The sequence below is a fragment of the Tahibacter soli genome (assembly GCF_025717065.2).
Taxonomy (GTDB): domain Bacteria; phylum Pseudomonadota; class Gammaproteobacteria; order Xanthomonadales; family Rhodanobacteraceae; genus Tahibacter; species Tahibacter soli.
Window position 1 is genome coordinate 1 of the sequence record NZ_JAOVZO020000014.1, and the last position, 13,078, is coordinate 13,078.

Consider the following 13,078-nt stretch of genomic DNA (forward strand, 5'->3'; position numbering starts at 1 on the left):
TGGGGTGAATCGGGTGCGGTTGAAGGGGAGCGGTGTGCCCGATCGGGCACCGTCTGGCGCCGCCGCCAGAACGGCGCGTGGGGCCAGCGCGTTTCGAGCGCGTAGATCTGCGCCAACTGCGCGCGATAGGCGGCGTGGATCGCCGCGACATGCGCCGCGTAGCCGGCGGCGGCCGCTTCGTCGCCGGCCAGTACCGCCCGCGTCGCGCGCGCACCGGCCAGCCCCGTGTACAACGCGTTCGCGATGCCCTTCGACGACAGCGGATCGAACGCCAGCGCCGCGTCGCCGACCGCGAGCCAGCCGTCGCCGGCGGCGCGGTCGAGCCGGCCGCCCGATGCGTCGGCGCCGCGCGGCGTGCCGTTCGGCCGATAGCCGTGCGCCGCGCACAGCGCCTGCAAATGCGTGGTTTCGCCGAGTTTCGACCACAGCCCGTCGACGCTGAGCAGCCGGCGTCGATCGGCGTCCGGCGCGTCGCCGAGAAACGCGACCAGCCGTCCGCCGCGCGGCAGCCTCACGCTGTACCACCAGCCGTCCGGGACGGCTTCGACCAACGTGCTGCCGCTCGCGTCGCCGTCGCGCGTCGCGGCGAGCCGCAAGTAGAACGCGACGAGCGCGTCGTCGCGGTGCCGCGCGGCGCCCGCACGGCGCGACAGCGACGCCGCGCGGCCGCCGGCGTCTATCGCGCGGCGGCAGCGGATGGCGCGTTCGCCGTTCGATGTGCGCAGCGTCAGCCGCACGTCGTCGCGCGCCGCGTCGTCGACCAGTACCAGTCTCGCATCGCCGACGATCTCGGCGCCGGCGGCGGCTGCCGCATCGCGCAGCGTCGCGTCGAACGCGGCGCGATCGAGCGAGTAACCCGCACCGTGCACGCCGAACAGCGTGTCGTTCGCGTGCAACGTGTGCGACCCCCAGGCCGCGAGCGTGCCGTAGCTCGGCACCGTGCAGGCGGCGAGCGCGGGTTCGGCGATGCGCAGTTCGCGCAGCAGGCTGCGCGCGTTCGGCGGCAGTCCTTCGCCGATCTTGAAGGCACGCGTCTTGAATGCGTTTGGCGGCGCCGCGTCGGCGACGAGCACGCGCAAGCCCTCGCGCGCGAGCGCGATCGCGGCGGCGCTGCCGGCGGGGCCGCCGCCGGCGATCGCGATGTCGTATCTTTCCACTAGTCGCGTTTGTAGCGCACCGGCAGCGGCGCGCGGCGCGCCTCGTCGGTCGATTCGAAGTTCGTGCCGCGCGGCAGGCCGTGCGCGCTGCGCTTCGCATCGTCGGTCGCCGCGACGGCGCCTTTCGCGAGCGGCGGTTCGGCGACGCTGCCCGCGTCGGCCGGCGGCACGTCCGGGCCGTACGACGCGACCATCATCACGGCCGGAAACGCCGGCTCGCCGACCACGCCGGGCCGCACTTCCACGAGGCCCATCGAACCGAAGATGCGCACCATCTGTTCCATCTGCTGCGCGGTGGTGCCGTGCAGCGGCTTGGTCCAGTCGGTGCGGTTGCCGAACGCGTCGATGCGCCGCTCGAGCGGCTGCGACGGATCGATCACGATCGCGTAGTCGCTCGCGGTGAGCACGTGGTTCGGCACGCGTGCCGGCCAGAACGTCGGCGCGAACGGATCGTAGGCGGTGTCGTAGCCCGCGCGGCAGTACGCCGTGTCGGCCTGCCACGGCAGGCCCATCCAGCGCGAGATGTCGCCGGGGCCTTGCGCGTGCAGCGGGCCGGTGATGGCCAGCGCCTGGCGCTGGTCGAGCGTCGGGCCGTAGTCGCGCTCGGGCACGCCGGGCGGGCGAGCGCGGATGCGGAACGGCGCGACGTACATCGACAGATGTCGCATCGGCCACGTCGTTTCGCAGCCGGGGTGGAACGCGTCGGCGAGACAGAATTCGAGCGCCGCGCGATCGAGCGTCGCGGGCTGCCGCGCGGGCGGTACGTCGTCGATGCAGGACGGCGGCGGCGGAGCGCTGCCGAAGTCGGCGTCGAACGTGCCGTTCGCCCATTGCGACAGCACGTCGTACTGCGTCTGGCTCACGCTCGCGTTCTGCCGCGGGCTCGGGCCGGCCGGTATCGTCATCGCGTCGCCGTACAGCCATGGCCACGGCAACTGGTTGCCGTCGGTCGGGTCGGGCGGACGGAACGCGTTGAACACCTGGCGGCGCAGCTCGGCGTTCGGGTCGTAGCCGGTCGGCGGCGGCGCCGCGGCGAGCCGCGCGACGAACGCCGGATCCTCGAAGTCGTAGCGGCCGTTGTGGCCGAACGCGGTGGAGAAGCCCGCATTGACCCATTGCAGGCCCGACAGGCGCTGAAGGATCGGATACACGTCGTACGTGAACGACGGCACCGCCGGCGCCGTGAGCCAGCCGGCCTGCACGTACAGGTCGTAGACGAGGTCGTACAGCGTGCGCTCGGCCTTCACCTGCGGCGCGTAGTTCGGCGGCGCGGTGACGACCCACGCCGCCTCGCACGGAATCTCGCGGCCGCCGATGCTCACGGTCGCGCCGACCGGGCCGTCGCAGGTGTCGTCGTACCAGTCGTCGGCGTTGATGAACGAATTGTCGTCGCCTTCGATGAAGATCGGCGCGCCGGTCGGCGAGGCCGAGACGCCGTGCGCGGCGAGAAACACGAGGCGGCCGTCCGCGTCGGTCGACATCTCGCCGATCTTCACCGGCACGCCGGTGAACGCGCCGGCGAGATCGACCGGCGGCGCGTCGCGGCCGGCGATCGTCTTGAGGCCCGCGTCGATCGCGAGCGTCGAGCGGTCGGTCACCTTCGCGTTGCGCAGCGGCAGCACGGTTTTCGCCGCTTCGGGTATGTCCATCGCGATCTGCCACTGGTACCACTGCGCCTTGCGGTTCGCGACGTGCACGTGCCATTGGATGTCGGCATCGCCGCAGGTCAGCTCGCGCACCGCTTCGCCGGCCGCGTTGTAGCCGTACACGCGAAACTGCACGCCTTCGCGCTTGAGCGCGCCGTAGGCGTCGCGGTAGTAGCCGAGCGGCTGCGACGGCGGATCGGGCACCTGCGGCGCGAGATACCACGCGCTCGCGCTGTTGCCGACGCGCGCGACGCCGATGGCGGGATGGATCGCGGCGCGTACGATATCGGTGTCTGCGGGCTTGCCGGACATGGCGTCGTCCTCGTGTCGGGATTGATGGAACTTTATAAGCATGCAACAAGTATTAAAAGTTACAGTGCGGCAAGTCAACGGCGTCGACGGACGACAGTCGGCGGTGCGTTTTCGCGCTTGCGTCCGTGCAGACTTGCGCCGGCGGCGGCACCGTGACGTAAGGCCCAGTGACGTCCGGCCCAGTGGCGTCCGGCCCAGTGGCGTCCGGCCCGTGCGCTAGTACGAAGTCAACACTAGAGTCGGCCCCGGCTTGCAGCGGGAAGCGTGCGATGTCCGACTCTTGAGGTTTCGTGCCGACGCTCGACGGCCTGCGCACCTCGCGCGTGCTGAGCGCCGCCGAATTCGTGCTGGCCGCGGCGATCGTCGTCGGCCACAACGTGTTTCGCGTCGTCCCGAACGAGGTGCCGATCCTCGTCGTACTCGGCATGCTGTCGGTGCGGCTGCGCAACGGCGGTTTCTCGGCGCTCGGATTCCGGCGGCCGGACTCGTGGCGGCGAATCATCCTGATCGCGCTCGCCGCGGCGGCGCTGCGCATCGTGCTCGACATCGTGCTGATCGAACCCGTGACCGCGATGTTCTGGCCGCCGGCCATCGAGCCGGCCGGCGCCGATTCGATCGCCGGCAATCTGCGCATCGCCGCGCTGGCGCTGCCGCTCGTGTGGACGTTCGCGGCGTTCGGCGAAGAGGTCGTCTACCGCGGTTATCTGATCACGCGCGGCGGCGAAGCCGGCGGCGGTTCGGCCGCGGCGTACCTCGCGGCGATGGTGATCGCGTCCGTCCTGTTCGGCTACGGCCACTACTACAAGGGGCCGTCGGGCATCGTGAGTTCCGGCATCGCGGGGCTGATACTCGGTGCGGCGTATCTGCTCTCGGGACGCAATCTGTGGACGTGCGTGCTCGCGCACGGGTTCATCGATAGCGTGGCCGTCGCGTGGGCGTTCTTCGGCCTCGACGACTGATCCGGCGCGCTGTCGCAGAACGGTCACACAACCGTCATACAGTGCGCGGCCTCAAGCATTCTCAAGGAATCGCCATGCGTCTTCGCGCTCTCGCCGCCGCCGCGGCGCTGGTTTTCGCCGCGGCCGCCGCCGCCGAACAGCCCTATGTCGATCTCGAAAAGCGACTGAACGCCGAAGAGCTGCGCGCGACGGGCCTCGACGCGCTGACGCCGGCGCAGCTCGCGCTGCTCAATCGCCTGCTGCGCGACGACACGAAGAAAGTGGTCGAAACCGTGAAGGCCGAAGCCGAAGTCGCGCAGGCCGCGAAGATCGAAGCGGTGAAGGCCGAGGCGAGCGCGCAGCAGGCCGTGCAGGTCGAAGCGGCGAAGGCCGAAGCGATGCGCGAGGCGTCCGAGCCGGGCGGCAAGTTCTTCGGCCACGACGAAAGCCCGATCAAGAGCCGCCTGAAAGGGTCGATCACGTCGTGGGAACCGGGCACCGTGTTCGAACTCGAAAACGGCCAGCGCTGGAAGGTGCTCAAGGGCAGCCTCACCTTGCGCATGACGCTCGAGTCGCCGGAAGTGCAGGTGATCGCCGGTATCGCCGGGCGGTGGTTCCTCGAGGTCGACGAGGACATGCCCAAGGCGCGCGTCTATCGCATCGACTGAGCGGGCGCGCAGTCGTACGGCAGCAGCGCGTGCAACCACGGCGCGTGCCGCGCCGCGAGCCACGGCCCCGCGAGCGTCAGCACCGCGCCGGCGACGAGAATCGCGCCGGCCGCGCGTCGCGCAGTGTGGATATTGATCCAACGCGACAAGTGCGCTACGCCGAACGCGCTGGCCAGGAGCGCCGGCATCGTGCCGAACCCGAACGCGGCCATCGTCGCGGCAGCGTGCCATGCGTCGAACGACGCGGTGGCCACCAGCAGCATCGTGTAGACGAAGCCGCACGGCATCCAGCCCCACAGCGTGCCGAACGCGAACGCGCGCGGCAGCGTCGTCACCGGCAGCAGGCGCCGCGCGACCGGCGCGATGCGAGGCCACATCAGGCGCCCGAGTCGCGCGCCGGGATCGCGCAGCACGCCGAACGCGAACAGCGCGGCGACGAGCATCGTCGCGGCCGTGGTCGCTCGCAGCCCGACGCGCACGGCCGGATCGTCGAGCCGCGCGATGAAGCCGCCGGCGACGCCGCCGAACGCGAGCCCGGCGAGCGCGTACGACGCGATGCGGCCGAGCTGATAGCCCGCGAGCAGCGACGCGCGCGGCCCGCCGCGCGCGTCGCGTGCGGTCGCAACGCCCAGCGCACTCGCGATACCGCCGCACATGACGACGCAGTGCGCGCTGGCCGCAAGGCCGAGCGCGAACGCGGCGACGAGCGTCGGCGTGCCGGTCACGGCGGCGGGTCGCGGCGGTCGTCGGTCAGCGGCGCGAGCGCGGGCGTGTCGAGATCGTCGAACTGCGCGTGGTCGATCGCCCAGAAGAGCGCGTACACGCCGGCCGCGAGCAGCACGATGCTGAGCGGAATCAGCAGCAGGATGATGTTCATGACGCCGCCTCGACCGGTTGCGCGATGTCGTCCGCGGCGCGCGGCGCGGGTTCGGCGCCGATGCGCAACGCATTGAGCACGACGACGAGCGAGCTCGCCGACATGCCGATCGCCGCGAGCCACGGCGGTATCAGACCGAGCGCCGCGAGCGGCACGACGCTGAGGTTGTAGCAGGCCGACCAGGTGAGGTTCTGCCGGATCGTGCGCCGCATCTGTTGCGCGATCCGCCGCGCGGGCATCAGGCGGTCGAGCCGGTCGCCGGCGAGCAGGATGCCGCTCGCGGCCTGCGCGAGCGCGGCGCCGCCGGCCAGCGCGACGGCGACGTCGGCCGCGGCGAGCACCGGCGCGTCGTTGATGCCGTCGCCGACCATCGCGACGATGCGTCCCTTGCCGCGCAGCGCGCGGATGCGCTCGAGCTTGTCGCGCGGCGTCGCCTGCGCGGTCCAGTTGTCGATACCCAGGCGCCGCGCGACGTCGCCGACGCGGTTCGTCGCATCGCCGCTGACGATGTCGAGCGCGACGCCGTCGGCCGCGAGCGCGGCGAGCGCGTCGGCCGCGTCGTCGCGCAGGCGTTCGCGCACGACGAACGACGCGACGACGCCGGCATCGTCGGCGAGCACGAGCCGGTCGCGCGCGTCGGCCGCGCCGGCGAAATCGGCGTGGCCGAGTCGATACCGCGTGCCGTCGACGACGCCTTCGACGCCCGCGCCGCCGACGTGCCGCAACGCCGACGCGACCGGCAGCGCGAGATCGGCGGCGGCAGCACGAAACGCCTGCGCGAGCGGATGCGTCGAGCCGTGTTCGAGCGCCGCGGCAATACCGAGCGCCCGATCCGCGTCGCCGCGCACGGCGTCGACGTCGGCGGGTTCGATGCGCGGCGTCGTGAGCGTGCCGGTCTTGTCGAACACGCACACGTCGGCGCGTGCGAGCGCTTCGAGCGCGTCGCCGTCGACGACCAGTACGCCGCGCCGCGCGAGCACGGCGACCGCGCGCGTCAGCGCGGTCGGCACCGCGAGCGCGAACGCGCACGGGCAGCTCACGACGAGCACCGCGAGCGCGGCGTCGAACGCGCGCGACGGATCGAGCGCGAGCCATGCGAGCGCGGTCGCCGCGGTCAGCACGAGCACGCGGACGACGAAATGCCGCGTGCGGCGATCGGCGTCGCGCGCGAGATGCGGTTTTTCCGTCGCGGCGCGCGTGACGAGCCGCACAATGCCGGCGAGCACCGTGTCGGCGCCGACGTGGCGCACGATGAGTTCGACCGGCCCGTCGAGCAGCAGGCTGCCGGCGATCAGCGCGTCGCCGGTCGTGCGGCGGCGCGGCGTCGATTCGCCGGAGACCAGCGATTCGTCGACGCGGCACGCGGCGCTCGCGAGCGTGCCGTCGGCCGGCACGCTCGCGCCGGCCGCGACGCGGATGCGATCTCCCGCGACGAGTTCGTGCACGCCGACGGTTTCGGTGCCGCCGTCGCCGATGCGTTCGGCGGTCGCGGGCTGCAGCCGCGCGAGCGCGTCGACGAGATCGCCGGCGCGGTGCCGCGCGCGCAGTTCGACGTAGCGCGCGGCGAGCAGGAAGAACACGAACATGCTGACCGAGTCGAAATAGATCTCGCGGCCGCCGGCGATCGTTTCGACGAGGCTCGCGACGTAGATCAGCGCGACGGCGACGGCGACCGGCGTGTCCATCGACAGCCGCCGCGCGCGCCATTCGCGCAGGCTGCCGCGGAAGAACGGCTGCGCGCCGTACGCGACCACGGGCGTCGCGACGAGAAAGCCGAGCCAGCGGAAGAAATCGCGCGTCGCGACGTCGATGCCGTCGAAGCTGCCGGCATACAGCGCGACCGCGTACATCATCGCCTGCATCGTGCCGAGGCCGGCAACGATCAGGCGCTTCAAGGCGTCGCGGTTTTCGTCGCGGCGCAGCGCGTCGAGCGCGGCGGCTTCAAGTGGCCGCGCCGCATAGCCGAGCCGCGCGACGAGCCGCATCGCGTCGGACAGTCGCGCGACGGTCGGATCGAACACGAGCCGCACGCGCCGCGCCGCCGCGTTGACGCCGACCTCGGCGACGCCGGCGAGACTCGCGAGCGCGCGTTCGATCAGCCACGCGCACGCGGCGCAGCGCAGGCGGTCGACGACGAACACGATCTCGGCGCGACGCTCGCCCGGTTCGCTGCCGCCATGCTCGCGCACGTGCATGCGCTGCAGCGCGGGGCGGTCCCACGCGTCGAACGCGGCGTCTTCGTCGGGACGCGCCGCGGGCTCGGTGCGCAGGCGGTAGTAGTCGGCGAGGCCGAGTCCGGCGATCCATTGCGCCGCCGCCGCGCAGCCGTGGCAGCACACGGCGTGCGACGCGTCGCCGACGCGCGCGGCGAGGTCGACGCCCGCGGGTATCGGTTCGCCGCAGTGGAAGCAGGCGGTCATCGCGCGCCTCGCCTCAACTGCCGGTCATGCGCGCGTGCGGCGCGTCGGGAATGCGCGCGTCGGGCAGGCGCGAGGCGACGACCGCGAGCGCGATGCCGGCGGCGACGCCGGCGCCGAGCAGGGCGACGGCGAGCCAGGCTTCGGGCACGCGGTACCACGGGGTGGGACGCTTCATGGGTTCGGCTCCGGGGCGAAATAGCGGGTGACGACGCGTACCGTCGCGGCGTCTTTTGGATTTGTCGCTTCTTCCACGAGTTCCAGCGTGACATCGTGGCGGCCGGCCGGTGGCGCGATCGCGCGCAAGGTCAGCGGGATCGCGGCGACCGCCGACGGTTCGACCGCGAATCCGGATGCGCCGACGATCTCGAGCGCGAACGGCGCGCGCACGGTGGCGGACAAGTGCAGCGCGCGGTCCGACTTGTTGACGATCTTGAGCGTGTAGCTGTTCTCGACGCTGCCGCCGCGGCCCTCGCGCCACAGCGCGTTGCGGTCGCGGATGACCTCGGCGAGCACGAGGCTGCGGTGCGAAAGACTCCACGCGAGGCCTGCCGCGAGCGCCGCGAGTACGAACGCGTAGAAGACGATGCGCGGCCGCAGCACGCGCGTGCGACCGCCGGCGAGGGCGCGCTCGGTCGTGTAGCGGATCAGGCCGCGCCGATACTGCATCTTGTCCATCACCGCGTCGCACGCGTCGATGCAAGCGGCGCAGGCGATGCAGCCCACCTGCAGGCCGTGGCGGATGTCGATGCCGGTCGGGCACACCTGCACGCAGACGTTGCAGTCGATGCAGTCGCCGAGATCCAGCGATGCCGGATCGGCGCCGCGGCGACGGCCGCCGCGCGGCTCGCCGCGCGCGGCGTCGTAGCTGATCACGAGCGTGTCGCGATCGAACATCGCGCCCTGGAAGCGCGCGTACGGGCACATGTACTTGCACACCTGCTCGCGCAGATAGCCCGCGTTGCCGTAGGTGGCGAAGCCGTAGAACGCGATCCAGAACGCTTCCCAACCCGACAGCGACAGCGCCGCCGTGTTCGATGCGAGTTCGCGGATCGGCGTGAAGAATCCGACGAACGTGAAGCCGGTCCACAGCGCAAACGCGATCCAGAGGAACTGCTTGGCCGACTTGCGCACGATCTTTTCGCGCGTCCAGGGGCCGGCATCGAGCTTCATGCGGCGATTGCGATCGCCCTCGACGCGCCGCTCGATCCACAGGAACACCTCGGTCCACACCGTCTGCGGGCACGCGTAGCCGCACCACAGGCGGCCGGCCAGCGCGGTGAAGAAGAACAGCGCGAGGCCGGCCATGACGAGGAGCCACGTCATGTAGAAGAAGTCCTGCGGCCAGAACGTGAGGCCGAGGATGTAGAACTTGCGCGCGGGCAGGTCGAACAGCACGGCCTGGCGGCCGTCCCAGGAGAGCCATGGAAACGCGTAGAACATGCCGAGCAGCCAGAACACCGCGGCGACGCGCAGGCGCGTGTAGCGTCCGTCGATTTCGCGCGGATACACCTTCGGCTGCCGCGCGTACAGCAAATCGGCGTCGCCCCCGACGAGCGCGAGTTCGATCGTCTTCGGTTTTTTCGCGGGGTTCATCGCAGACCGCCGCGGCGGCGCGGCGCGCCGGTCGAGAGCCACGCGGTGAACGCGCTCGACGCCAGGGTGCAGCTCCAGAACATGAAGAATCCCAAGGTATACCCGGCGCCGCGCGTCACCGGCAGGCGCGCCCAGGTGATCGCGGCGAGTTCGAGCGGGTCGACGACCGCGAAGAACACGGTCGTCGCGACGCCGGCCGCGAAGAACGACGGCCACACGATCGCACCGATACGGGCGGTCGATGGGGTGCGGTCGCGCCGCGCGGCCGGCGGTTTCACGGCGCGGCCTTTTCGGGCGCCGCGGCGGGCGCGGGATTCGACAGCGACAGCACCCACGCGGCGACGAGGCGCACGCGGTCTTCGCCGAGGATCGGCTGCCACGCCGGCATGACGCCGTGGCGGCCCGTGCGGATCGTCGCGTCGAGCGACGCGAAGTCGCTGCCGTAGAGCCACACGTCGTCGGTCAGGTTCGGCGCGCCGAGCGCGCGGTTGCCCTTGCCGTCGGCGCCGTGGCATGCGGCGCACACCGCGAAGCGTTCGCGGCCGGCGAGGGCGACCACGTCGTTGTGCGACAGGCCTGCGAGTTGCCGGACGTACTGCGCGACGTCGCGGACGCCGCGGTCGCCGAGCATCGCCTCCCACGGCGGCATCGTGCCCGCGCGGCCGTCGGCGATCGTCTTGACCACGGTGTCGGCGTCGCCGCCGTAGAGCCAGTCGTCGTCGGTCAGGTTCGGAAACCCCGGCGCGCCGCGCCCGCCCGAGCCGTGGCACGCGGCGCAGTGATTGGCGAACACGTTGCGGCCGATCGCGAGCGCCTTCGGATCGTGCGCGAGTTCGGCGACGGGACGGCCGCGAAACTGCGCGAACAGCGTGTCGAGCTTCGCGTTCGCGTCCGCGACGTCGGTGTCGTGCTGTTTCGCCGACGACCAGCCGAGGCTGCCCGCGAACGAACCGAAGCCGGGATACAGCACGAGATAGCCGATCGAGAAGACGACCGACAGCACGAACATGCCCATCCACCAGCGCGGCAGCGGCTTGTTGTATTCGGTGAGGTCTTCGTCCCAGGTGTGGCCGGTGGTCTCGCCGGGTGTGGCGCGCGCGTTGCCGAACAGCAGCCACAGCGAGCCGGCGATGTTGACGACGACGATGACGATGACGAACGCGCTCCAGAACGTCGTCATGGCGCACCTGCGTCGTCGGCGCGCGCGCGCACGTCGTCGGCGAGCGGCAGCGCCGCCGCTTCGGCGAAACGGCTGCGCCGGCGCGGCGAATACGCCCATGCGGTCAGCGCGAGAAAGGCGGCCAGCAGAACGGCCGTTAAGATGCCGGAGATCATGCTCACTCCTTCGGGGCGTGTTTGCCGAGGCTTTGCAGGTAGGCGACGAGCGCGTCGAGTTCGGTCTTGCCGATCACCGCCGAGCCCACGCTCGCGATGTCCGCGTCGGTGTACGGATCGCCGATCGCGCGCAGGCCGCGCATGTGCGCCTGGATTTCGTCGGGGTCGACCGGGGCGTTCGCGAGCCACGGATAGCCCGGCATGTTCGACTCGGGCACGACGTCGCGCGCGTTGACGAGATGCACGCGGTGCCAGTCGTCGCTGTAGCGGCCGCCGACGCGCGCGAGGTCGGGTCCGGTGCGCTTGGAACCCCACAGGAACGGATGGTCGTACACCGATTCGCCGGCGACCGAGTACGCGCCGTAGCGCTGCGTCTCGAACGACAGCGTGCGCACCATCTGCGAATGGCAGTTGTAGCAGCCCTCGCGCACGTACACGTCGCGGCCGGCGAGTTCGAGCGCGGCCGGCGGCTTCAGGCCCGGTACCGGCTGTATCGTCTGCGCCTGGAACATCAGCGGGACGATTTCGGCGAGGCCGCCGAAGCTGATCGCGACGGCGGTGAGCACGGCCAGCAGGCCGACGTTTTTTTCGATCTTCGAATGGTCCATGACGGGCGCTCCTTACGCCGCGACCGCGGTCGGAATCAGCACCGGCTCGGGCTCGCGCTCGACCTGCCAGGTCTTCCACGTGTTCCACGCCATCAGCAGCATGCCGCCGAGGTACAGCGCGCCGCCGGCCACGCGCACGATGTAGAAGGGATAGGTTTCGCGCAGCGATTCGACGAACGTGTAGGTCAGCGTGCCGTCCGGGTTCGTCGCGCGCCACATCAGGCCCTGCATCACGCCGGCCATCCACATCGCAGCGATGTACAGAACGATACCGATCGTCGCGAGCCAGAAATGCGTCTCGACCGCGCGCATCGAATGCATGTCGCGACGGCCGCGCAGGCGCGGAATCAGGCAGTACAGCGAGCCGATCGTGATGAAGCCGACCCAGCCGAGCGCGCCGGCGTGCACGTGGCCGATCGTCCAGTCGGTGTAGTGCGACAGCGAGTTGACCGTCTTGATCGACATCATCGGCCCCTCGAACGTCGACATGCCGTAGAACGACAGCGCGACGATCATGAACTTGAGCACGGGGTCGGTACGCAGCTTGTGCCAGGCGCCCGAGAGCGTCAGGATGCCGTTGAGCATGCCGCCCCACGACGGCGCGAGCAGGATCAGCGAGAACACCATGCCGAGCGACTGCACCCAGTCCGGCAGCGCCGTGTAGTGCAGGTGATGCGGGCCGGCCCACATGTAGATCGCGATCAGCGCCCAGAAGTGGACGACCGAAAGACGATACGAATACACCGGGCGGTCGGCCTGCTTCGGCACGAAGTAGTACATCATGCCGAGAAAGCCCGCGGTCAGGAAAAAGCCGACCGCGTTGTGGCCGTACCACCACTGCACCATCGCGTCGACCGCGCCGGAATACACGATGTACGACTTCGTCAGCGACACCGGAATCGCGAGGTTGTTGACGATGTGGAGCAGCGCCACCGCGATGATGAACGCGGCGTAGAACCAGTTCGCGACGTAGATGTGCTTGACGCGCCGCTTCGCGAGCGTGCCGAAGAACACGACGCCGAACACGATCCACACCGCGGCGATCAGAATGTCGATGAACCACTCCGGTTCGGCGTATTCCTTGTTCTGCTGGATGCCGAGCGGAAACGTGATCGCGACGAGCACGATCACCGCCTGCCAGCCCCAGAAGGTGAACGCGGCGAGGCGGTCGCCGAACAGCCGCACCTGACAGGTGCGCTGCACGATGTAGTAGGCGGTGGCGAACAGGCCGCAGCCGCCGAATGCGAAGATCACCGCATTGGTGTGCAGCGGTCGCAGGCGGCTGTAGGTCAGCCACGGCTGGTCGAAGTTCAGCCACGGCCATGCGAGCTGCGCGGCGATCAGAAGACCGACGGCCATGCCGACGACGCCCCAGATCACCGTCGCGGCGGTGAACTGCCGGACGACCTTGTCGTTGTAGGTTGTCGCGTCCGTGGTTGCGTACGTGGTGGTCGCGTTTGGCATGCGGGCTCCGGCGGATTGTTCGTGGCGGAAGTGTTCGGCAGACGCGCCCGGCGTGGATTG

General features: G+C 70.6%; 14 protein-coding genes. 2 read left to right on the forward strand and 12 right to left on the reverse strand.

Annotation, left to right across the window (positions count from 1 at the left end; translation table 11 throughout):
- Positions 1 to 1,157 (reverse strand): tryptophan 7-halogenase (locus OD750_RS08570; RefSeq protein WP_263545067.1); only part of this gene is annotated, 1,157 nt, incomplete at its 3' end.
- Positions 1,157 to 3,115, reverse strand: coding sequence for a LodA/GoxA family CTQ-dependent oxidase (locus OD750_RS08575; protein WP_263545066.1), 1,959 nt, complete (start codon positions 3,113 to 3,115; stop codon positions 1,157 to 1,159). The genes OD750_RS08570 and OD750_RS08575, both read right to left, overlap by 1 nt.
- Before the next feature lie 290 nt (positions 3,116 to 3,405).
- Here OD750_RS08575 and OD750_RS08580 point away from each other — a divergent pair, with 290 nt between their 5' ends.
- Together OD750_RS08580 and OD750_RS08585 are read left to right on the forward strand one after the other, a co-directional pair.
- Entirely contained in the window at positions 3,406 to 4,074 is a 669-nt protein-coding gene (locus tag OD750_RS08580; protein ID WP_263545065.1) for a CPBP family intramembrane glutamic endopeptidase, read from the forward strand.
- Between the two features lie 74 nt (positions 4,075 to 4,148).
- Positions 4,149 to 4,721, forward strand: coding sequence for a hypothetical protein (locus OD750_RS08585; RefSeq protein WP_263545064.1), 573 nt, complete (start codon positions 4,149 to 4,151; stop codon positions 4,719 to 4,721).
- Here OD750_RS08585 and OD750_RS08590 read toward each other — a convergent pair.
- From OD750_RS08590 to ccoN, 10 genes are read right to left on the reverse strand one after another with little or no spacing between them, the layout of a single operon-like run.
- Positions 4,706 to 5,446, reverse strand: coding sequence for a sulfite exporter TauE/SafE family protein (locus OD750_RS08590; RefSeq protein WP_263545063.1), 741 nt, complete (start codon positions 5,444 to 5,446; stop codon positions 4,706 to 4,708). The two genes, OD750_RS08585 and OD750_RS08590, sit on opposite strands and share 16 nt — an antisense overlap.
- Entirely contained in the window at positions 5,443 to 5,598 is a 156-nt protein-coding gene (gene ccoS / locus OD750_RS08595; RefSeq protein ID WP_263545062.1) for a cbb3-type cytochrome oxidase assembly protein CcoS, read from the reverse strand. The genes OD750_RS08590 and ccoS overlap by 4 nt, the downstream gene beginning before the upstream one ends.
- Entirely contained in the window at positions 5,595 to 8,018 is a 2,424-nt protein-coding gene (locus OD750_RS08600) for a heavy metal translocating P-type ATPase (protein ID WP_263545061.1), read from the reverse strand. Before OD750_RS08600 ends, ccoS begins: the two co-directional genes overlap by 4 nt.
- Positions 8,019 to 8,031: 13 nt before the next feature.
- A complete protein-coding gene (locus OD750_RS08605; protein WP_263545060.1) occupies positions 8,032 to 8,193 on the reverse strand; it encodes a hypothetical protein in 162 nt (53 codons plus the stop codon).
- The gene (gene ccoG, locus OD750_RS08610; protein ID WP_263545059.1) at positions 8,190 to 9,611 is read right to left on the reverse strand and encodes a cytochrome c oxidase accessory protein CcoG; all 1,422 of its coding nucleotides are present in this window, start codon (positions 9,609 to 9,611) and stop codon (positions 8,190 to 8,192) included. The genes OD750_RS08605 and ccoG overlap by 4 nt, the downstream gene beginning before the upstream one ends.
- Positions 9,608 to 9,889, reverse strand: a complete 282-nt coding sequence (locus OD750_RS08615) for a hypothetical protein (protein ID WP_263545058.1) — start codon at positions 9,887 to 9,889, stop codon at positions 9,608 to 9,610. Before OD750_RS08615 ends, ccoG begins: the two co-directional genes overlap by 4 nt.
- Complete coding sequence (gene ccoP, locus OD750_RS08620) at positions 9,886 to 10,791, reverse strand: cytochrome-c oxidase, cbb3-type subunit III (protein ID WP_263545057.1); 906 nt, start codon at positions 10,789 to 10,791, stop codon at positions 9,886 to 9,888. The genes OD750_RS08615 and ccoP overlap by 4 nt, the downstream gene beginning before the upstream one ends.
- A complete protein-coding gene (locus OD750_RS08625; protein WP_263545056.1) occupies positions 10,788 to 10,946 on the reverse strand; it encodes a cbb3-type cytochrome oxidase subunit 3 in 159 nt (52 codons plus the stop codon). Before OD750_RS08625 ends, ccoP begins: the two co-directional genes overlap by 4 nt.
- Positions 10,947 to 10,948: 2 nt before the next feature.
- Positions 10,949 to 11,554: a cytochrome-c oxidase, cbb3-type subunit II gene (gene ccoO, locus OD750_RS08630; protein ID WP_263545055.1), complete on the reverse strand. Its 606-nt coding sequence runs from the start codon at positions 11,552 to 11,554 to the stop codon at positions 10,949 to 10,951.
- Between the two features lie 12 nt (positions 11,555 to 11,566).
- Positions 11,567 to 13,018, reverse strand: coding sequence for a cytochrome-c oxidase, cbb3-type subunit I (gene ccoN, locus OD750_RS08635; RefSeq protein ID WP_263545054.1), 1,452 nt, complete (start codon positions 13,016 to 13,018; stop codon positions 11,567 to 11,569).
- Positions 13,019 to 13,078 lie beyond the last annotated feature (60 nt).